The organism is Candidatus Rubrimentiphilum sp., from assembly GCA_035710515.1.
GTDB lineage: Bacteria > Vulcanimicrobiota > Vulcanimicrobiia > Vulcanimicrobiales > Vulcanimicrobiaceae > Rubrimentiphilum.
In genome coordinates this window covers 200074-220034 of the sequence record DASTDE010000004.1, presented here as the reverse complement: position 1 = coordinate 220034, position 19961 = coordinate 200074, and the positions used below count along the sequence as shown (strand labels likewise).

The following is a 19961-nucleotide window of genomic DNA, read 5'->3' as shown; positions in this document are numbered from 1 at the left end:
CGTGCGGCTGTTGTTGAGCGGGTATTATGGTTTCGGCAACCTCGGCGATGAAGCGCTGCTCCAGGTGATCGTTTCACAGGTGCGGACGCGCCATCCGTATGCCGAGATCGATGTCCTGAGTGCCAAACCGGAGATCACGGCGCACGAGCTGCGCGTGGACGCCACGCCGCGTTGGGACTCCAGAGCCGTGCGCACTGCGATTGAAAGAGCCGACGTCGTTCTTTCCGGCGGCGGCGGCTTGCTGCAGAACGCGACGAGCCTGCGCAGCCTCATCTACTATACGGGCATCATCCGAGCGGCAGTGCGCGCGCGCCGGAAAACGATGATCTTTGCGCAGTCGATCGGGCCGTTGGATTTTTGGGGAAAGACCGTCGTGCGCGAAACCTGCAAAGGCATCGCCGGCGCAACCGTGCGCGACGATCGGTCGCAGGCGCTGCTCGCTTCGCTGCTGCCGTCCGTGCGCGTCGAACGCACCGCCGATCCCGCCTTCCTCTTCGATGCGGCGGAAGAAACAGTCGATCTCTCAGCCGAAGGACTCGGGCCACAGAGCGATCCGTTCGCAGTCATTAGCGTGCGCAAAGCCGACGGCATGAAGGACCGCATCGATCTGATTGCGCGCGCGGCAGACCGGCTAAGCGAGCAGTATGGCTTGCGCGTCGCATTCGTGCCGCTTGGCGGCGCCTCGGATGCGGAAGTCTCGACGACGGTGATCCGCAAGTGCCGAACGGCGCCGATGCTGCTGCCCGAAGCCTCGCTAAGCCGCACGGCAAACATCATCGGGCGCGCCAAACTGGTGATCGGAATGCGCCTGCACGCGCTGATTTTAGCGGCGCGTCAAGGCGTGCCGTTTATTGCGATCCCATACGATCCAAAGGTGACGTCGTTCTGCAGCGATCTTGCCTACCCGCTCGAGCCGCTGTTTTCGCTCGAATCGCCCGCGGCGAAACCGGCGCCCGAAGCCATCGATGCGGCGATAGATAGCCTGTGGACCCAGCGCGAAGCGCTGCATGAGTATTTGATCGCGGCGCGGGAACCGCTCGAACGTCTGGCGTTGCGCAATTTCGAAGTTCTGGACGAACTTATCGCCGAAAAGCAATCCGGATGAGCGATGTGACGGAGCGCGACTATCGCGACACGCTGAATCTTCCGACGACGAGCTTTCCGATGAAGGCCGATCTGCCCAAGCGGGAGCCGGATCGCGTTGCTTGGTGGGAAGAGCACCGCGTCTACGAGCGCAGACTAGAGCGCAACAAGTCCAGCGAGCCGTGGATTTTGCACGACGGGCCGCCGTATGCCAACGGCGAGCTGCACATGGGCCATTTTCTCAACATGGTGCTCAAGGATATCTTCGTAAAGATCGCACTGCTCGACGGCAAGTGGGCGAAGTTCGTCCCGGGCTGGGACATGCACGGTTTACCGATCGAACTCGAGACGCTCAAGCATCTGAAGATCAAAGATTTCCACGACGTCGATCCGATCGAGCTGCGCGAGAAGTGCAAAGAGCGTGCGCTCTATTGGCTCGATCGCCAGCGTACCGATCGCATGCGCATGGGAAACTTCGGCGGCTGGGAGCATCCCTACCGGACGATCGATCCTGAGTTTGAAGCGACGATCGTCGAAACGCTCGGTGAACTCGCGGACAAAGATCAAATCTACAAAGGGCTGCGCTCGACACTGTGGTGCATTCACGACGAAACCGCGCTGGCGGAAGCGGAGATCGAGTACAAACCGCGAGTCTCGCCGTCGATCTACGTGCGCTTCACCGCGAACACCGAACAACGAGAAGCACTCCTCGGCGTCTTTCTACGGTGTCATGGTGAGCCTGTCGAACCACCGCCGAGCGCAGTCGAGGCGCCGTCGAAGGTATCAATTCTCATCTGGACCACGACACCATGGACGCTGCCGGCAAATGAAGCAATAGCGCTGCGCGCCGATGCGGAGTACGGCTTGTATCGCGTTGGGAATGAAGCGGTGATTGTGGCCGAGGCGCTGGCGGAGAAAGCGCTAGGCGAACGTTTCGCGAGCGCGCAAAAACTCGGAAGCGCGCAAGGCAGCGCGCTGGAGGGACTTGCGGTTCGCCATCCGTTCATGGATCGCGACGCGCCGATCGTGCTCGCAGGTTACGTCGACATGGAAACCGGAACCGGTGCGGTGCACACTGCGCCCGGACACGGCGCCGACGATTTCGAAACCGGCGTGAAGTACAACCTGCCGATCGTGAACCCGGTAAATGCGCGCGGCGTGTTTACCGATGAGGCCGGACCGTATGCCGGCCTGCACATTTGGAAAGCGAATCCCAAGATTGTCGAGGATCTGCGCGCGAGCGGCGCGCTCTGGAACGCATCGGAGCTCGAGCACAGTTACCCGCATTGCTGGCGCTGCCATAACCCCGTTATCTTTCGCGCAACAGCGCAATGGTTCATCGCTATGGATCAGAACCGGCTGCGGGCACGCACGATCGAAAACATTCGCGAAGTGCGGTGGACGCCCGCGTGGGGACAAGAACGCATCACGCAGATGATGGAGACGCACCCCGAGTGGTGCATCTCACGCCAGCGTACGTGGGGAACGCCAATCCCCGCCGTCGTCTGCGCGGCGTGCGGCGAGTCGATTCTCGATCCGCAAATCGCGCGAATCACGGCCCAGCGTTTTCGCGAGCGCGGCGCCAACACGTGGTGGCAAGAGCCGGTCGAAACCTTTCTTCCCGAGAACTTCGCTTGCCCCAAGTGCCGCGGCACGGTCTTTGAGAAAGAAAAGAACATCGTCGACATTTGGTTTGAGTCGGGCGTCACGCATCTGGCGGTGCTCGGCAAGAACGGATTACCGTGGCCATCGGATCTCGTGCTTGAAGGCGGCGATCAATACCGCGGCTGGTTTCGCAGTTCGATCGTAACGGCGACCGCCGTGAAAGGCGCGGCGCCTTACAAGAGCGTGGTGAAAAACGGCTGGGTCAACGACGAGAGCGGGCGGCCGATGAGCAAGTCGCTCGGCACCGGCATCGACGCGCAACAGGCGATGCACAAGTGGGGCGCGGACGTGCTCCGCCTTTGGGCTGCGTCGGTGGAGTTCGTCGACGACGTGCGCTTCGGTCCTCACGTTATCGAGCAAGTCGGCCGGGTCTATCGCAACATTCGCAACCGGCTGCGTTTCATGGTGAGCAATCTCGACGACGTAACGCCCGCCGAGCTGGTGCCGCGCAAGGAGATGGAGCCGTTCGATGCATTGGCGTGCGAGCTGACCGATCGGTTTATCGCGCGCGTTCGCGACTTGTTGGCCGCATACGATTTGCATGGCGCGTACTTGGAGACAGTGCGGTTTGAAGGCGAGGACCTGTCAAGTTTTTATCTCGATGCGTTGAAGGACCGGCTTTATTCGAGCGCCGCAACCGCGCCGCGCCGGCGCAGTGCGCAGAGCGCGCTCCTTTATATCTTCACGCAGATGCTGGCGGTGCTGGCGCCGCTGCTCTCGTTCACCGCGGAAGAAGCATGGCAAGCGCTCCGCGAGGATCTGCGAGGCGAGCGTGCGAGCGTCTTCGATCTCTCGCCCGAAGGACACGCCGCATCCGAAAAATCCGTTGCGCTATGGGAGTTGCTCAAGGAGCTGCGCGGGCAAGTCGCAGCGAATGAATCGCCGCGGGACTTTGAGACTGATGCGGCGCTCGTGGTCGTTCCGGCCGCGATGCTGCACGACGTGCAAGCGCTCGGAGACGGATTGCGCGAAGCGCTGGTCGTCTCCGTTGTGGATCGGGTCGAAGGCAAGGACGCCGAGCGGCGCGTGGAGCTGAAACCTGCGAAGGGCGCGAAATGCAAACGCTGCTGGAAGTATTTGCCGCTCGGCACGGACCCGAAGCATCCGCTGTTGTGCGCACCCTGCGCTGCCATCGTGTCCGCGTTGTAGGAGACGGGCGACGGCCCTATGGTGTCATGGTGAGATTAGTGTCATGGTGAGCCTGTCGAACCACGGCCGAGCCTGTCGAGGCCCGCGTGAGTTCAGCTCGTGCGGGCTTCGTCTACGCTCGCTTCGCTCGCTGCTCAGCCGTGGTTCGACAGGCTCACCATGACACTCTAAGCCTCACGCTGCAGCAACGCGAAGTGCGCGCCCTTATTTGAGCGTTAACGCGCCCTTATTTGAGCGTTAAAACGTACATTGCGACGTCGTGCAGATCGCGCGGCGTCATCTTCCAGCGCGGCATGACGGGATCGAGCGGCTTGTCGAGATTGTCGACGCCGGTGGAGATAGCGCGTTCCAAAGTGGTGAGCGTGTACGGCGGATTTTGATCGGTGACAAGCGCTTTTTGGCGCAAGTCGGCGCTGATTGCGCCGCCGGGCAAATGCACGCCTCCGGAGCCGTTAGCGCGATGGCATGCGGCGCAGGATGCTCGCAGCGGCGCCTGCTGTGCCAAGATGCGGAAGCCGGCGCTATCCTTGCCGGTGAGGAAAATCGACTTGCCGTTTTTTAAAGCGGCCGCGGCCGTCAACGCTTCGGCCTTGTTGGGTGCGGCCGGTTGCGCGCATCCGGCTATTGCAAATGCGGCCGCGCACACGAGAATCAAACTTCGCATAGGCACCATTATACCCGCTCAGCCAAACCGAACGCTGAGCATGGAGATGGAGCCGCCGTCCATTCCCGTAACGGGGAACGAGACCGGATCGGCCGCATCGCGCATGCCTGCAATGTAGAGCAGCGGCAGATAATGATCGGGCGTCGGCGCCGAGAGCAGCGCGTCGCGTCCGAGCGACTCGTAGTCGACCAGCGGCTCGATGTTGCCCGCCGTCAACAACTCCCGGACGCGCTGGTCGAAGCGCACCGCCCAATCGAACGGCTCGGCCGGATGCCGTCCCCACGCGTAGGCGTGAAGGTTGTGCACGACGTTGCCGCTGCCGATCACGAGCACGTTTTCGTCGCGCAGCGGCGCGAGCGACTTGCCAACGCGGTAGTGAAACGCCGGCGGCTGCGTTTCGTCGATGCTCAACTGCACGACGGGCACGTCCGCTTGTGGAAACACATGGCAAAGAACCGACCACGTGCCGTGATCGAGTCCCCACTGGCGATCCATCTCGACGTCGGACGGCTCGAGCAGATCGCGTACGCGCGCCGCCAGTTCCGGGCTGCCGGGCGCCGGGTACGAAAATTCAAACAGTTCGCGCGGAAAACCGCCGAAATCGTGAATCGTGCGCGGTGCGTTCATAACGGTGACGGCCGTGTTCGGCACGTACCAGTGGGCGGAGATCGCAAGAATTGCTTTGGGCCGCGGAATCTGGGCGCCGATTGCGTTCCACGCCTTCGTGTAGTCGTTTTGCGCCAGCGCATTCATCGGGTTTCCGTGGCCGAAGAAGATTGCCGGCATTCTCATGTGAGCAGAACGCTATCGCGAAACTTTTGCCAACTCCCTTCTTCGATCGCAGCCCTGGCCTCGCGCATGAGGTCGTTGAGCAGGTAGACGTTGTGATATGAAAGCAAGCGAGGGCCCAGCATCTCGTTCGAGCGGAAGAGATGCGCGAGATATGCACGCGTGAACGTCGTGCAGACGAAGCAGGAGCAGCTCGAATCGAGCGGCGAGAAATCGCGAACGTACGCGGCGTTCTTAATTGCAAACTCGCCACCGCGCGTCATCGCACGCCCGGTGCGGCCGCAGCGCGTCGGATAGACGCAATCGAACATGTCGATGCCGCAATCAACGGCGGTCACAATGTCCCGCACGGTTCCGACACCCATGAGGTACCGCGGCTTCTCGCGCGGCAGCAGCTCCGCTGCAAAGCGCGAGAGGCGGTGCATCTCCTCGCGCGATTCGCCGACCGAGAGCCCGCCAATCGCGTAACCGGGGAAATCGAGTGCCACGATCTCGCGCGCGCTGCGCTCGCGAGCGTGCGGGTCCGTTCCGCCTTGCATGATCGCAAAGACGGCAGTATCTTTGCGGGTGCGCGCCGCCGCGCTGCGTTTAGCCCATTCGGTCGTCAGATGTACCGCACGTTCGATCGTTTGCGAATCGGCGGGCAACTGCACGCAGACGTCGAGCACCATCGCGATGTCAACGCCGATTGCTTCTTGAAATGCGATCACGTTCTCGGGGGTAAAGCGATGCCGGCTGCCGTCGAGATGTGAAGCAAAGGTCACGCCGTCATCGTCCAGTTCGCGCCGGGCTTGCAGGCTGAAGACCTGGAAGCCGCCGCTGTCCGTAAGAATCGGTCCGCTCCATCCCATGAAACGGTGCAGTCCGCCGGCTTGAACGAGCACGTCCAGCCCTGGGCGCAGCCACAAGTGATACGTATTCGCGAGGATGATCTGCGCGTGCGCCGCGCGCAGGTCGTCGGGCGTTAATCCCTTGACGGTCGCGGCCGTGCCGACGGGCATGAAAGCCGGCGTTTCAACGTCGCCATGCGCCAGGTGCAGCGTGCCGCGGCGCACGTCGCCGTCAGACTTGGTTAGCGCAAAGATGCTCACGGCGACGCGAGGAGTTTTTTCGCCGCGAGATATTCCGGCGGCGGATCGGTTTCAAAAGTCATGTGCTCGCGCGTGCGCGGATGCATGAAGCTCAACCGCCACGCGTGCAATGCCTGTCCAGGCAGCTCGAAACGAGGATCGGTGCGGCCGTATACCGGATCGTTGATCAGCGGATGTCCCAGCGCCGCCATGTGCACGCGAATCTGATGCGTGCGACCGGTCTCCAGGCGAAAGAGAAGTTCCGCGGCTTTCACGAGCCGCTCGCGTATTTCGTAGTGCGTGATCGCATGCTTTCCGCCCGCGGTGATGGCGTATTTCAGACGATTGTGCTCATCGCGTCCGATCGCGCCGTCGATCGTGCCTTTGGGTTGAGCCGGAATGCCGGCCACCAGCCCGAGATACTCGCGCGCAATGTGCCGCCCTTTCATCCCCTTGGACAAGAAACTCAGCGCCTCGGCGTTTTTCGCAACGACGAGAAGTCCGGACGTGTCGCGGTCGAGCCGGTGCACTAACCCCGGACGAACGCTATCGCCGGGCAGCGTTCCAACGTGTCCGAGGATCGCGTTGACCAGCGTTCCGCTCGTGGCGCCGTGCGCAGGATGGGTGACCATACCGGCCGGCTTGTCGATGACGATGATGTCTTCGTCTTCATAGACGATCGGAATGTCGATCGCTTCGGGCTCGACGACGAGCGGGGCGCGCTCTCGAACTTCGTACTCGATGACGTCGCCCTCGCTGAGCACGTAACTGCCCTTGACCGCCTCGCCGTTCACGCGCAGCTTTCCGCCGGCGGAAGCTTCCGCTATAAGCGAACGCGAGATCCCGGCGCGGTGCGCGACGACCAAGTCGGCGCGCTTGCCGGCATCGTCAGGCGCGACGGCGAGTCGCAAGACTGGAAATGATCAGAAGAATCACGCCGGCCGTAATGCACGAGTCGGCGACGTCGAAGATGTTGGGCCAGATCTTGTAAAAATCGATGAAGTCGATCACGAAGCGATAGTGCAGCCGGTCGATGATGTTGCCGATGGCGCCGCCCAGGATCATGCCGAAGGCGATGCGGACGACGACCGATTGTTTGGCCTGATCGCGAAACGACAGCCAAAAAACCGCGAGCACGATCACGGCCATGACGATCAAGAGCGCCGGGGAATCTCCGAAGAGCCCGAACGCTCCGTGCTGGTTTTGCTCGTACGTCCAGCGCAGCAAGCCCGGGATGACTAGACGGCTTTCACCCGGCAAGAAGTGCGTGGCAATATAATTCTTGCTGAGCTGATCGGCTGCCACCACCAATGCGGCAACGCCCAGGAACTGGAGGGCGTCAGATCTTTGGCGTCGGTACATATTGATAGAACCAGCCGGAGATGCGAAGGAAAGAATCGGTAACCAAGACGACTCCAACGGCGATCATAAAAACTCCTGAAGCAATTTCGACCGCCGGTAGAAACTGTTTCATGCGATTGAGCGCCGGCAAAACCGCGCCGAACGCGACTGCGAGTGCGAGAAACGGCACTGCCAGACCCATAGAATAAATGAACAGCAGCAGCGCGCCCTGAGCCACTCCCCCGGCTTGCGACGCCAGCGCGAGAATCGCGGCCAGAATGGGACCGATGCAGGGCGACCAGCCCGCGGCGAACGCCAGTCCGACGACTCCGGAGCCGAGCAGCGACCGGTTTGCCTGCTGCAGATGCAGGCGCGCGTCCATCGCCAAGAATTTCAGACGGAAGACCCCAGTCATTTGCAGCCCAAGAATGATGATGATGACCCCGCCGATCTGCGCGATCAGATGACGGTTGGTTTTGAGCAAGCCGCCGAGCGCACTGGCTGATGCTCCGAGCGCGACGAAAACGATCGTAAAACCAATGATAAATGCAACGGCATGCGCGATGACGCGCGCGCGTGCGGGCGCCGCGAGCTCGCCGCGCAGTTCCTCCAAGCTGGATCCGGTCAGAAACGACAGATATGCCGGAACCAACGGGAGGACGCAGGGGGAAACGAAGGAAACGAGGCCCGCCAGGAACGCAATCCCGGCGCTAAGGTGCGGGGTCACGCGAGCTTCTTTTGACAGGACCGCTCTTGAATCATTGGTTCACGTATCCCAACATCGATCCGATCGCCGTACATCTCGGCTGGTTCAACATTCACTGGTACGGCATTTCATATCTGATCGGGTTCATCGCGGTCTATCTATGGATGAGCCGGCCGGAGGGCAGGCGGCGGCTCGGCTTGACGCGCGATCAAATACAGGACTTCCTGGTGTATGCGCTGGTCGGCGTCTTGGTTGGCGGAAGACTGTTCTTCGTCGTCAACGACATCATCAGCAAGCACGATCTCTCGTCCTACCTTAGCAACCCGATCAATTTCATCGCGGTGTGGAACGGCGGCATGGCTTTCCACGGCGCCATGATCGTGACCATTCTCGCGATCCTGCTCTTCCTGCGCAAACATCCGGGCCTGACGTTCAACGTGCTGGGCGACGAGCTTGTCGTGCTCTTGCCGCTGGGCATCGCGCTTACGCGGTGCGTGAACTTCATCAACGACGAGCTGTGGGGAGACGTCTGCAAACCGGACCGGCCCTGGTGCATGATACCGGGCAGCTCCTCGAATTTGGGCTTGGCGTACCGTCATCCGTCGCAGCTTTACGAGGCGATTCTCGATATCCTGACGCTGCCGATCCTGCTCTTGATTTACAAGCGCCGTCCGCCCGACGGCGTCGTGGCGTGGAGCTGGTTCACGATCTACGGCGTCACCCGCTCGATCGCCGAGATCTGGCGGCAAGCCGACTTCTCGTGGCACGGCATTACCGGCGGTCAGTTGTACTCGCTGCCGATGATCGTCATCGGATTGATCGGCCTCTATCTGTGTCTGCGTAAACCGGTCCGCACCGACGCCGCGCCGGCGTCGTGACAAACGAGATCGCAACTCGTTACGCGGAGCTGCGATCGGCGATTCCGGCACACGTCCGGATCGTCGCAGTGACCAAATCGCAACCCGCTCTGGCCATTGAGGCGGCGCTGGCGGCCGGGGTGACGGAGATCGGCGAAAATTATCTACAGGAAGCTAAAGCCAAGTTTGTTGCGATTGCGGCAGACTACGCGAAGCATTTTATCGGCCACGTCCAAAGCAACAAGGCCAAAGCGATCGTCGAAACGTTTGACGTCGTGCAGAGCGTCGATCGCATCGAAGCGGGCCGTGCGCTGGCGAAAGCGGCGGCCGCCGCCGGCAAGCGCCTTCCAGTGCTCATTCAGCTGAACATTTCACCGTCCGAGCGCTTCGGCGTGCGGCCGGAGGACGCGCCCGAGCTCGCCGACGCGCTGCGCCGCGAGCCGAGCCTGCTGGTGGACGGCGTCATGGCGATCGGGCCGCTCGGCGCATCGCGCAGCGAGACCGCCCGAGCATTCGAACTCGCCGCCAGCGTCTTCGGCGTTGTCGGCGGGACGACGCTCTCGCTCGGGATGTCGGACGACTGGAGCGAGGCCTTGCGCGCGGGCTCGACGATGGTGCGGCTGGGGAGCGCCATTTTCGGAGCGCGGCCCGCGCCTTCGCGGGTCTAGTCGCCACCTTGTCGAACTGCTAGCGTCAAAGGCGCCGAGCGCCATTGTGAGGACCGGCATGAGCATGTTTACCAAGATCGGATCGTTCTTTTCGATGAGTGACGAAGAAGACGATCTGTACGCGGAGGAAGGTTCGCGCAACGTCGTTCCGCTGAGCGGCGTCTCCCGGCGCGGCGGCACGGAAGTCAGCGTCTACGCGCCCCGCTCTTTCGGCGACGTCACCGAGATCGCGGACGCGCTGCGGAACCGCCAAGTCGTTATCGTCAATTTGCAAAACGCGGATCGCTCGCTGCTTCAGCGGGTCGTTGACTTCACGTCCGGCACGGCCTATACGATTGACGGCAAGATTCAAAAACTCGCGGAAGCGATTTATCTCATCGTGCCGGCGGGCGTCGTCGTCAATTCGCAGGGCTTGCGCGAATCCATGATGGCCGACGGTTCGCTCGACTTTCTTTCCAATAGAGGATGAGCATGCAAAGAATTACGCCAGTCGACATCCAGCACAAGACCTTCAAGAAGGCGCTGCAGGGGTACGACCGCGCGGAAGTGGATCAGTTTCTCGACGAGATCATCGAAACGCTGGAGGACGACGCGCAGCATCGCGCCGCGCTCGAAGCGGAGATCGCCGATCTCAAGGAACGCATCAGCCATTTCAAAGCGATGGAAGAGTCGCTGCAAAACACGCTGGTGCTGGCTCAGCGCACGGCCGACGAAGTCAAGGCGTCGGCGCATAAAGAAGCGGATTTGATCAAAGAGCAGGCGCGCATCGCAGCCGAGCGCGAGATTGCAACGTTTACGGAAGCCGCCGCGGATGCGCGGCGCGAGCACCAGCGCGCCAATGAGGCCGCCGAGAAGGCCAAGAGCGAACTGCGAAGCTTGCTCATGACGCACCTGTCGCTGCTCGAGAAGACTCCTCCGCAGGCCAACGGCGAGCCGGCGCAAGCCGCAGCCGCGGCTGCGGAGCCGGTTGCGGCCGAGCCGCAGGCCGACCTCAGCGACACCAACCGCATCACCGTTTATTAGCACGATCGCGGTCTTGCCCGGTGACGGCATCGGGCCCGAAGTGACGCGCGCCGCGGTGCGCGTGCTGAACGCCGTGCGTCCCGACGTTGAATGCATCGAAGCAGAAGTTGGCGGCGCGGCGCTACGCAGCGGCAAATCCGCGCTTCCCGACGAGACGCGCGCGCTCTGCGATCGATCGGCGGCGATCCTCTTCGGTTCGGTCGGCCTGCCGGAATACGATGGTAAGCAGCTGTCGGATCGTCCGGAATACGCGCTGTTCTTATTGCGGCGCGACTACGAATTGTACGCCAACATCCGGCCGGTACGTGTCTTTGGCGGATTGGAGCCGGCGTCGAGTCTGTTACCGGAGCTCGTGAAAGGGCTCGATTTAATCGTCGTGCGCGAATTGACCGGCGGCATTTATTTCGGCACACCCAAAGAACAGCGCACGGGAGCCGACGGCATAGAAGAAGCTGTCGACACGATGTTTTACCGCGCACCCGAGATCGAGCGGATCGCGCGCGTCGCATTCGAACTCGCGCGCGCGCGGCGCAAGCTGGTGACGTCGGTCGACAAGCAAAACATCCTCGAAACGTCGCGCTTGTGGCGGCGCGTCGTCGATCGAATCGCGGCAGAGTATCCCGACGTGCGCGTCGCGCACTTGCTCGTCGATAACGCGGCGATGCAACTGGTGCGGCGCCCGGGCGATTTCGACGTGCTCCTGACCGAGAACATGTTCGGCGACATTCTTTCGGACGAAGCGGCGATGCTGACGGGCTCGATCGGAAATCTGCCGAGCGCGAGCCTCGGCGCGAAGGGCTCGCCCGGGAAGCAGTTCGGGCTCTACGAGCCGATCAGCGGCAGCGCGCCTGATATCGCGGGGCGCGGCGTGGCAAACCCGACCGCCGCAATTCTCTCGGCGGCGATGCTGCTGCGGCTGAGTTTGGCAGACGAAAACGGCGCGGCCAAGATCGAAAGCGCCATCGAGCGGACGTTCGCGAGCGGGGCGCGGACGAACGACCTCGTGAAGGCCGGAGAGAAAGCCCTCTCCACGACCGAGTTTACCGATCGCGTACTAGACTTTTGCTGATTCGCTGAAGACTTCTTCGCCGAAATAGTCGCGCAACCGGACGCGTAGCGTCGCATGCTTGCCGGGATGGTTGGATTTCCATAACGCCTGCCAGCGTTGAAGCGCTTCGGTTTTCATGTAATCTTCAACCGGCTCGTCCATGGAATTCAGCTGATCGGCGTCAACGAAAAGATCCAGCGTCGCGCCTTTGACGTCAATGCCCGTAATGACGGGCTTGTATTTCGCTTTGAACGGCGCGAGGGCTTGGTTTTCGCGCGCGGCCAGCGCCTCGTCGGCGCTCTGAGGGGCGGACTGCGAGCATCCGGCCAGAAACGCGGCGGCCAGCAAGAAGCGAGCTGCTTTCATACTGCGGCCATCTTTCGGTCACGAACGCCCTCTACCATGCGCCCATGGATGGTATCGCATGGGCGGCGAGCGCAATGTCGGCGGCGCAGACGCGGCTCGAGATCGCAGCCGGAAACTTGGCAAACGGATCGAGCGACGGCTTTCGACGAAGCGTCGCGCGCGGATCGCTGCAGCGCGACGGCGTGCGTGTGTCGCCCGGCCGCGACGACGAACAGGGCGCGCTGCGGCGCACGGGCCGGCAGTTCGATCGCGCGATTGCAGGCCGCGGCACGTTCGTGCTGCGCGACTCTGCCGGCCGGATCGTCGAGACGCGCAACGGCGCTTTCACGCGGGATCGCTTCGGGCACTTGCGCGACGATCTCGGCCGGGTGCTCGTCAAGACGTCGCTTGCCAAAGGTTCGTCCGTTCGATCCGGATTCTTGGAGAGCTCCAACGTGGACTCCGTCGGTGAAATGGTCAACGTTCTGGAGGCCGAGCGCTCGTTCGAAGCGGCGCAAAAAGTCTTGACCGCCATCGACCAAACGCGCGAGCGCGCCAACGCCAAGATGGCGGAATTCAAGTGAATCGCGCCCTCTACGCCGCCGCGACCGGGATGGCCGCGCAGCAGACAAATCTGGAGATCATTGCAGACAATCTGGCCAACTCGGACGTGGCCGGCTTCAAAGGCGCGAGCGCGACGTTCACCGACATTGCGTCGCCCGGCGGCGGAACGCTCGGCACCGCCGCAGCCGGAACGCACGTGATGTTCACGCAGGGCAAACTCGAGCGCAGCGGCGGCCCGTTCGATCTCGCCATCGACGGCCTGGGGTTTTTCGCGGTTACGGATGCAAAAGGCCGGCGCGGATTCACGCGCGACGGCGAGTTCGCGCGAGCCGCGGACGGCACGTTGCGAAGCGTGGAAGGCCGGCAACTCGCGGGCGTTCGCATCCCGGCCGACGCGATTGCTGCGACAGTAAGCGCGGACGGCGTCGTCACCGCACAGACCGCAAGCGGAAAAAAGGCGTGCGGACGCATCCGCTTGGCGCAGTTTGCGTCGCCGGAATACCTAGAGTCCGCCGGCGGCACGCTCTTCTTCGAAACGAAAGCGTCAGGCCGCGCGCGATTCGTTGACGCCGGCAAGACCGGCGGTCCGGCGATAAGGTTCGGGATGCTCGAACGCTCAAACGTCACGATCGTCGAGGCGATGATGCAGATCCTCGCGGCGCAGCGAGCGTATGAAGCCAATGCCAAAGGTGTGCAAGCTGCGGACGAAATGATGCGCATCGCCGACAACTTGAGCCGTGATTGACGTCCCGAAACCGGGCGTTCAGCTCGAAGCGCTGATCATCGAGCCGCTGCTCGAACCGATGCTGGCGCCGTTGGCGGATGCGATGGGCGAATTCGGGAGTTTGGTTGCCGAGATGTGCGCGCGATCGATCGCCGCCGGCTTGTCGAAGTGAGCCGGCGCGAAGCGCTCATCCGGTCGTTTCTTCCGCTGGTCAGACGCCTCGCGCGGCGCGTGCGGCGAATGGTGCCCGGCAGCGACATAGACGATCTCATAGGCGACGGATGCGTCGGCTTGATTCGTGCCATCGATGCGTTCGATCCGGCGCGCGGCCCTACACTGCAAGCCTACGTGTCGCGCGTTGTGGCGGGCACGATGCTGAACGGTTTGCGTCGCCTCGATCCGGTTTCGGAGCGCGTCCGGCGCGAGGTTCGCGAAGCCGACCGCGCGCGGTATGAGCTGGCGGTCCAATCCGGCGAGCTGCCGACGCAACGCGAGATGGAGGTGCGGCGTCCGGCGCTGCGCCGCGCAGCGCTGCATGCCTACCGGTACACGCCGCTTTCGCTCGACTCTCCGCTGCCCGTCGAAGAATCGCTTTCGGGAGATTGGACTGCCGATCCGGCGCTGCTGGCGGGCAACCGGCTCGATCGCGCGTTTATACGGGGCTCGCTCAGTGCACTGACGCCACGCCAGCGCACCGTTGTGGCGATGTACTATTTTTACGACAAGACGCTGTATGAGATCGGGCGTGCGCTTTCGATCTCGCCGCAGCGCGCATCGCAACTCCATGTAACCGCTCTACGGAATCTGCGAAAGGTCTTGGATGCTGCGGCCCTGGGTTGAACCGTCCGGCGTCACGGCGGCAGGGCCGTTCGCACTGGTGCCCGACGACGAACTCGAAACGCCGGTTCTCCCTCGCGAACATCCGCGCTGGGTCAAGGACGCGCTGGCGGTTTCGCAACGCGCGCGCAAGCTGTTCGCGCAGCTGCGCCCGGCAGCGATACGGGTCATGACGTTTTGGGATCATCAAACGCGCGGCGTTACGATTGGCGGGCAACGCCTCGGCGTTGATTCAAGCGGCAGCTATTACGCCGTCCAATAGTGCGGCCAGCCGGACGGCGGCGCTTTTTGCAATCTCTTGTACTTCGGCGTGCGACGTGTCGGCGGCGGCCACCGAATTGGTGATCAAGCTCACGCCGAAGACCTCGATGCCGGCCGCGCGCGCCGCGATCGTCTCGAGAACGGTCGACATTCCCACGGCGTCGGCGCCGATCATCCGCAAGTAGCGCGCTTCGGCGGGAGTCTCGTATGTCGGTCCGAGGAGTCCCACGTAGACGCCCTCGCGCAGATTCCCGTCGACATGCCGCGCAGCCGCGCGCAAGCGCTCGCTGTACGCGCCGGTCATGTTCACGAACGGATCGTCGAGCTTCGTGCCGATAAGCGGGTTGAGACCTGTGAGGTTGATGTGATCGGAGATGAGCATGAGATCGCCGGCCTTGAACCGTTCGTTGATCGCGCCCGCTGCGTTCGTGAGCAAGAGCTGCTTGGCGCCGTGTTCGTGCGCCAGCGCGACGGAGCGGGTGATATCTTTGGCCGAAAAACCTTGGTAGCCATGAACGCGTCCAGCAAAAGCCAGAACGCGTTTGCCGTGCCACTCGCCGACGAGCGCTTCGCCGGAATGCCCGGCGAGCTTCGCGACCGGAAGTTTGAGTTTGGCGAATGGAATCCGTTTGAAGTCCGCGCGCTCCGCCAACACCTGCGAGAGGCCGCTCCCCAAAACCAATGCGATATCGATTGTCCCGATCTTTTTCATACTGTCAAGTCGCTTCCAGTCATTGCCGCCGGAACCGGTAGCCCCTCTAAATGTAAGAGCGTCGGCGCGACGTCGCCGAGTTTTCCGCCTGACCGAAGTGTGCCGGCGAAACGGTTGGCAATCAAAACGAATGGCACCGGATTGGTCGTGTGCGCCGTCAAGGGACTTCCCTGCGGATCGATTTTGTCTTCGGCGTTTCCGTGATCGGCCGTTATCGCCAGCAAGCCGCCCGCGTCGAGCACGGCGTTCGCTAACCGCCCCAGGCAGCGATCCAGTATCTCGACGGCTTCGATCGTGGGCTGATATTTGCCCGTGTGGCCGACCATGTCCGCGTTGGCATAGTTCATGACGATGACGTCATATGTGCCGGCGCGGATGCACTCGACGGCGTAATCGGTGATCTCGTTTGCGCGCATGGCCGGCGCAAGATCGTAGGTAGGTACGCTGCGATCCGATGGAATGAGCTTGCGATCCTCATTAGGGAAAACATCCTCGCGTCCGCCGTTAAAAAAATAAGTGACGTGGGCGTATTTCTCCGTTTCGGCGAGGCGCAACTGGCGGAGTCCTTCGCGCGACACGATCTCACCGAACGTGTCGAACTGCGGCCGCGGGCCGAAGAGCACTGAGTTTTCAAACGTTTCGTCATACTTTGTCATCGTGGCGAAGATGAAGTCCGCGAATCCCGCCCGATTGAAGGCGACCGTCAATTGGCGCGCGCGGTCGGGACGAAAGTTGAAGAAGATGCACGCATCGCCGTCGCGTACCGGCAGTCCGCCGGCGATCGTGGTGGGCTTGACGAACTCGTCGTCTTCGCCGCGCGCATAGCCCGCCAACAGCGCGTCCAACGGCGTAGCTGCGTCGTATTCGCCTTGGGCTTTGGCAATTGCGTCGAACGCGGCGTCGGTGCGCTCCCAACGATTGTCGCGATCCATTGCGTAGAAGCGGCCGGTTACTGTCTTGATTGCCTCCGGCAATCCGCATTCGTACAGTTTCTCTAACAACTGACTGAGGAATTGCTGCGCCGAGCGCGGCGGCGTGTCGCGGCCATCCAGGAACGCATGTATTGCCGGCGGCGCTTTCGCTTTGGCAACGGCGTCGATCAATGCAAACAAGTGATCCAGAGAGCTGTGCACCTTGCCATCGGAAACCAAACCCATGAGATGGAGCGTTCCGCCGGTGCGCTTGACGTGGTCGATGCATGTCTGCAACGTTGCGTTGGTCGCAAAGTCTCCGGAGCGGATGTCTTCATCGATAATGGTCACGCCTTGCGGCACGACACGGCCGCTGCCCATGTTGGTGTGGCCGACTTCACTGTTTCCCATGATGCCTTTGGGCAGGCCCACCGCTTCGCCGCTAGCTTCCAGCATCGTCCACGGATAGCGCGCCAGGAACCCGTCCCAATTCGGCAGCGCGGCTGCCGCGATTGCGTTGCCGTGCGTTTCGTCGCGGCATCCCCAGCCGTCCAAGACGCAAAGAACGAGCGGTCTGTATTTCAAGCAGCGGCCGCGCAGAGCGCCGCAAACGCCGCCGGATCCAAGGAGGCGCCGCCGACGAGTCCGCCGTTGATGTTGGCTTGCGCCTTGTACTCGGCGATGTTTTCCGGTTTGACGCTGCCGCCGTAGAGAATCGGAACGTCTTGCAGCCCGTCGACACTCGCCCGCATTGCGCCCATCACCGCGTTTGCCTCGACGGCATCGCAGTTTTGCCCGGTGCCGATTGCCCAGATCGGTTCGTACGCCATCACGATGCGCGCAATCTGCTCTTTGCCAAGCCCGCGCAGCGCCGCCCGCGTCTGGGCGACCACGTGCTCGAGCGTCTTGCCCGTTTCGCGGGTCGCGAGCGTCTCGCCGACGGCCACGATCGGGGTCAAACCGTTTTGCAGCGCGGCCGCGGTTTTCAAACGCACGGTTTCATCGGTTTCGCCGAAATATTCGCGCCGTTCGGAATGTCCGACGATGACGTATGTAACGCCAAGATCGCGCAACATGGGGCCGGAGATCGCGCCGGTGAAGGCGCCGCTCTGCTCCCAGTGCATGTCCTGCGCCCCCACCTGCACGCGGGTGTCATTGCGAAGCCCGTGTGCGACGGCCGCGATTGCGGTGAACGGCGGACAGAGTACGATTTCGATTCGATCCGGAATGCGCGCGGCCAGCGGTAAAAATGCAGCGACAAAATCGCTCGCTTCGTGGGCGGTCTTGTGCATCTTCCAGTTGCCGGCGCAGATCTGCCGTCTCATACTTCGAGCGCCTTGATTCCCGGAAGCGCTTTGCCCTCCAAGAATTCGAGCGTCGCGCCGCCGCCGGTGCTCAGGTGCGTCACTTTATCGGCGAACTGCAGCTCCTCCGCGGCTGCAGCCGCGTCGCCGCCGCCGACGATCGTGCGTGCGCCGCGTTGTGTAGCGCGCGCCATAGCTTCGCCGACAACGCGCGTGCCTTCGCGATACGGCGCCTTTTCGTAGACGCCCATCGGGCCGTTGAACACCACCGTGCGCGCGCGCTCGATGACTTGCGCGTATTCCGCGGCCGTCTTCGGCCCAATATCCAGAATCATCTCGCTGCCGACGCCGGCGATGTCGACGGCGTGAGCGCCCGCATCATTATCGAAACGCGTCGACACGATCGCGTCGCTCGGCAGCAGCATCGCAACATCGTGCGTGCGCGCCAACTCAAGCATGGCCGTAGCAGGCCCAAGGTCGTCATCACGAAGTGAACCGCCGACGTTTACGCCTTGAGCGGCCAGAAACGTGTTGGCCATTCCTCCGCCGATGCAAAAGGCATTCACGCGTTCCATGAGATTGGTAAAAACGCCGACCTTGTCTTTGATCTTTGCACCGCCGATCACGCAGACATACGGCTGCTCGGGATCTTCAAGGAGCGCGGAGAGCTCGCGGATCTCGGCCTCCATCAGCAGGCCCGCAAAGCTTGGCAGGTAGTGCGTGACGCCTTCGGTGGAGGCGTGCGCGCGGTGCGCGGTTCCGAACGCGTCGTCCACGTATACGTCGGCCAGCGATGCGAGCTGTTTTGCAAACTGAGGGTCGTTCGTTTCCTCGCCCGGTTCGAACCGGACGTTTTCAAGCATGGCGACCTGTCCGTCGCGCAGTGACCCGGCGGCCTCCTGTGCCGCCGGCCCGACGACGTCCGGTACGAAGATCATGTCGCGCCCAAGACGCTGCGCGAGAGCTGCCGCGACGGGTTTCAGCGTATACTTCGAAGTGCGCTTGCCGTCCGGACGGCCAAGGTGGGACACCACGATCACGCGCGCGTTGTGCTGCACTAAGTAGCGTATTGTCGGCAGCGCAGCGTCGATACGCTTCGGATCGAGAATCTCTACCGAGTCCGGAGCCTGCCCCGAGCCTTGTCGAAGGGGAACGTTCAAGTCCTCGCGCAGCAGCACGCGCTTGCCGCGAACGTCCGCGTCCTTGAGGGTGCGCAGCACTAGGCGCGCGCGGGTATTTTGTCGAGCACCATCGCGGTCAAGTCCGCGAGGCGGCACGAATAGCCCCACTCGTTGTCATACCACGCCGCAATCTGCACGAGATCGCCGTTGGCATTCGTCAGCTGCGAGTCCACGATCGAACTGTAGGGTGACCGCTTGAAATCGCTCGAGACGAGTTCCTCGTCGCAGTAGTAGACGTACTCTTTCAAGCCGCCCGCCGCCGCGCGTTTGAGGATCTCGTTGACCTCATCTTTGGTTGTCTCGCGTTTCACCTGGGCGACGAGATAGATCATGGACACGGTCGGCGTGGGTACGCGCAGCGAGAAACCGTCGAACGTCCCTTTGACTTCGGGGATCGTCAGATAGAGTGCTTTAGCGGCTCCGGTCGAGGTCGGAATGATATTGGTGGCAGCGCTGCGCGCGCGCCGTAAATCTTTGTGCGGCGCGTCCAGAATATTCTGGTCGTTCGTATACGAATGAACCGTGCACATGAAGCCCTTGACCCAGCCGAGCGTGTCGACCAGCGGTTTTACCGCGGTTGCCAAGCAGTTGGTCGTGCACGACGCGTTCGAGATAATGTCGTGCTTGGCCGGATCGTAGCGATCTTCGTTCACGCCCAAAACGACGGTGATGTCTTCGCCCTTGGCCGGCGCCGAGATGAGGACTTTCTTTGCGCCGCCGCCGGTCATGTGAGCGCGAGCTTTGTCCGCATCGGTGAAGAGTCCGGTCGACTCGATGACGACGTCGACGCCCAGATCCTTCCACGGCAGCTTCGCCGGATCTCGCTCGGCCAAGACTTTGATCGTGCGCCCATCGATCACCAGGGCGCCATCTTTGGCACTGACTTCGCCGTCGTATGTACCGTAGTTCGAATCGTACTTGAAGAGATGCGCGCATTCCGCGGCGCTCGTGAGATCGTTCACCGCCGCGATCTCGACGCCGGGATGGCGTTCCAGCAAAGCTTTCGAAAAGTTTCGTCCGATGCGGCCGAAGCCGTTGATCCCAATTCGCATTAGGCCT

General features: G+C 62.3%; 24 protein-coding genes. 12 read left to right on the top strand and 12 right to left on the bottom strand.

Annotation, left to right across the window (positions count from 1 at the left end; genetic code table 11):
• Position 1 precedes the first annotated feature (1 nt).
• Both csaB and ileS read left to right on the top strand, forming a co-directional pair.
• The gene (csaB, locus tag VFO29_10140) at positions 2 to 1105 is read left to right on the top strand and encodes a polysaccharide pyruvyl transferase CsaB (GenBank protein ID HET9393862.1); all 1104 of its coding nucleotides are present in this window, start codon (positions 2 to 4) and stop codon (positions 1103 to 1105) included.
• Positions 1102 to 3897: an isoleucine--tRNA ligase gene (gene ileS / locus VFO29_10135; protein ID HET9393861.1), complete on the top strand. Its 2796-nt coding sequence runs from the start codon at positions 1102 to 1104 to the stop codon at positions 3895 to 3897. The genes csaB and ileS overlap by 4 nt, the downstream gene beginning before the upstream one ends.
• 226 nt (positions 3898 to 4123) lie before the next feature.
• Here the strand turns inward: ileS and VFO29_10130 are convergent, their stop codons facing one another.
• Genes VFO29_10130 through VFO29_10105 form a run of 6 tightly spaced genes read right to left on the bottom strand, consistent with a single transcriptional unit; the run spans position 4124 to position 8488 of the window.
• Entirely contained in the window at positions 4124 to 4570 is a 447-nt protein-coding gene (locus tag VFO29_10130) for a c-type cytochrome (protein ID HET9393860.1), read from the bottom strand.
• 9 nt (positions 4571 to 4579) lie between these two features.
• Positions 4580 to 5353: a 4,5-DOPA dioxygenase extradiol gene (gene ygiD, locus VFO29_10125; GenBank protein HET9393859.1), complete on the bottom strand. Its 774-nt coding sequence runs from the start codon at positions 5351 to 5353 to the stop codon at positions 4580 to 4582.
• Positions 5350 to 6441, bottom strand: a complete 1092-nt coding sequence (gene tgt / locus VFO29_10120; protein ID HET9393858.1) for a tRNA guanosine(34) transglycosylase Tgt — start codon at positions 6439 to 6441, stop codon at positions 5350 to 5352. Before tgt ends, ygiD begins: the two co-directional genes overlap by 4 nt.
• Positions 6438 to 7331, bottom strand: coding sequence for an RluA family pseudouridine synthase (locus tag VFO29_10115; protein HET9393857.1), 894 nt, complete (start codon positions 7329 to 7331; stop codon positions 6438 to 6440). The genes tgt and VFO29_10115 overlap by 4 nt, the downstream gene beginning before the upstream one ends.
• Positions 7309 to 7728 (bottom strand): signal peptidase II, encoded by a 420-nt coding sequence (gene lspA, locus VFO29_10110; GenBank protein ID HET9393856.1) that lies wholly within the window; start codon positions 7726 to 7728, stop codon positions 7309 to 7311. The genes VFO29_10115 and lspA overlap by 23 nt, the downstream gene beginning before the upstream one ends.
• A 31-nt stretch (positions 7729 to 7759) precedes the next feature.
• Positions 7760 to 8488 carry a cytochrome c biogenesis protein CcdA gene (locus VFO29_10105; GenBank protein ID HET9393855.1) on the bottom strand — a complete coding sequence of 243 codons (729 nt, stop codon included), beginning with the start codon at positions 8486 to 8488 and terminating at the stop codon, positions 7760 to 7762.
• A 26-nt stretch (positions 8489 to 8514) separates the two neighbouring features.
• Between VFO29_10105 and lgt the strand changes: the two genes are divergently transcribed.
• The 5 genes from lgt (at position 8515) to leuB (ending at position 12084) form a co-directional block, all read left to right on the top strand.
• Positions 8515 to 9345 carry a prolipoprotein diacylglyceryl transferase gene (gene lgt / locus VFO29_10100; GenBank protein ID HET9393854.1) on the top strand — a complete coding sequence of 277 codons (831 nt, stop codon included), beginning with the start codon at positions 8515 to 8517 and terminating at the stop codon, positions 9343 to 9345.
• Positions 9342 to 9992 carry a YggS family pyridoxal phosphate-dependent enzyme gene (locus VFO29_10095; GenBank protein HET9393853.1) on the top strand — a complete coding sequence of 217 codons (651 nt, stop codon included), beginning with the start codon at positions 9342 to 9344 and terminating at the stop codon, positions 9990 to 9992. The genes lgt and VFO29_10095 overlap by 4 nt, the downstream gene beginning before the upstream one ends.
• Positions 9993 to 10056: 64 nt before the next feature.
• Positions 10057 to 10461, top strand: coding sequence for a cell division protein SepF (sepF, locus tag VFO29_10090; GenBank protein HET9393852.1), 405 nt, complete (start codon positions 10057 to 10059; stop codon positions 10459 to 10461).
• A complete protein-coding gene (locus tag VFO29_10085) occupies positions 10458 to 11015 on the top strand; it encodes a DivIVA domain-containing protein (protein ID HET9393851.1) in 558 nt (185 codons plus the stop codon). Before sepF ends, VFO29_10085 begins: the two co-directional genes overlap by 4 nt.
• Positions 11016 to 11028: 13 nt before the next feature.
• Positions 11029 to 12084: a 3-isopropylmalate dehydrogenase gene (gene leuB / locus VFO29_10080; protein ID HET9393850.1), complete on the top strand. Its 1056-nt coding sequence runs from the start codon at positions 11029 to 11031 to the stop codon at positions 12082 to 12084.
• Here the strand turns inward: leuB and VFO29_10075 are convergent.
• The gene (locus tag VFO29_10075; protein ID HET9393849.1) at positions 12070 to 12429 is read right to left on the bottom strand and encodes a hypothetical protein; all 360 of its coding nucleotides are present in this window, start codon (positions 12427 to 12429) and stop codon (positions 12070 to 12072) included. The two genes, leuB and VFO29_10075, sit on opposite strands and share 15 nt — an antisense overlap.
• Positions 12430 to 12473: 44 nt before the next feature.
• Here VFO29_10075 and VFO29_10070 point away from each other — a divergent pair, with 44 nt between their 5' ends.
• Genes VFO29_10070 through VFO29_10050 form a run of 5 tightly spaced genes read left to right on the top strand, consistent with a single transcriptional unit; the run spans position 12474 to position 14795 of the window.
• On the top strand, positions 12474 to 12992 hold the full coding sequence (locus tag VFO29_10070) for a flagellar basal body rod C-terminal domain-containing protein (protein HET9393848.1): 519 nt from the start codon (positions 12474 to 12476) through the stop codon (positions 12990 to 12992).
• Complete coding sequence (locus VFO29_10065; protein ID HET9393847.1) at positions 12989 to 13717, top strand: flagellar hook-basal body protein; 729 nt, start codon at positions 12989 to 12991, stop codon at positions 13715 to 13717. Before VFO29_10070 ends, VFO29_10065 begins: the two co-directional genes overlap by 4 nt.
• The gene (locus VFO29_10060; GenBank protein ID HET9393846.1) at positions 13710 to 13868 is read left to right on the top strand and encodes a hypothetical protein; all 159 of its coding nucleotides are present in this window, start codon (positions 13710 to 13712) and stop codon (positions 13866 to 13868) included. The genes VFO29_10065 and VFO29_10060 overlap by 8 nt, the downstream gene beginning before the upstream one ends.
• Positions 13832 to 14536 carry a sigma-70 family RNA polymerase sigma factor gene (locus tag VFO29_10055; protein HET9393845.1) on the top strand — a complete coding sequence of 235 codons (705 nt, stop codon included), beginning with the start codon at positions 13832 to 13834 and terminating at the stop codon, positions 14534 to 14536. The genes VFO29_10060 and VFO29_10055 overlap by 37 nt, the downstream gene beginning before the upstream one ends.
• A complete protein-coding gene (locus VFO29_10050; GenBank protein HET9393844.1) occupies positions 14517 to 14795 on the top strand; it encodes a hypothetical protein in 279 nt (92 codons plus the stop codon). The genes VFO29_10055 and VFO29_10050 overlap by 20 nt, the downstream gene beginning before the upstream one ends.
• On the opposite strand, the gene VFO29_10045 is transcribed toward VFO29_10050, so the two are convergent.
• Genes VFO29_10045 through gap form a run of 5 tightly spaced genes read right to left on the bottom strand, consistent with a single transcriptional unit; the run spans position 14766 to position 19954 of the window.
• A complete protein-coding gene (locus tag VFO29_10045; GenBank protein ID HET9393843.1) occupies positions 14766 to 15506 on the bottom strand; it encodes a purine-nucleoside phosphorylase in 741 nt (246 codons plus the stop codon). The genes VFO29_10050 and VFO29_10045 overlap by 30 nt on opposite strands.
• Positions 15503 to 17002: a 2,3-bisphosphoglycerate-independent phosphoglycerate mutase gene (gpmI, locus tag VFO29_10040; GenBank protein HET9393842.1), complete on the bottom strand. Its 1500-nt coding sequence runs from the start codon at positions 17000 to 17002 to the stop codon at positions 15503 to 15505. The genes VFO29_10045 and gpmI overlap by 4 nt, the downstream gene beginning before the upstream one ends.
• Complete coding sequence (gene tpiA / locus VFO29_10035) at positions 16999 to 17742, bottom strand: triose-phosphate isomerase (GenBank protein ID HET9393841.1); 744 nt, start codon at positions 17740 to 17742, stop codon at positions 16999 to 17001. The genes gpmI and tpiA overlap by 4 nt, the downstream gene beginning before the upstream one ends.
• Positions 17739 to 18941 (bottom strand): phosphoglycerate kinase, encoded by a 1203-nt coding sequence (locus VFO29_10030; protein HET9393840.1) that lies wholly within the window; start codon positions 18939 to 18941, stop codon positions 17739 to 17741. The genes tpiA and VFO29_10030 overlap by 4 nt, the downstream gene beginning before the upstream one ends.
• Positions 18941 to 19954, bottom strand: coding sequence for a type I glyceraldehyde-3-phosphate dehydrogenase (gene gap / locus VFO29_10025; GenBank protein HET9393839.1), 1014 nt, complete (start codon positions 19952 to 19954; stop codon positions 18941 to 18943). Before gap ends, VFO29_10030 begins: the two co-directional genes overlap by 1 nt.
• Between the last annotated feature and the right edge of the window lie 7 nt (positions 19955 to 19961).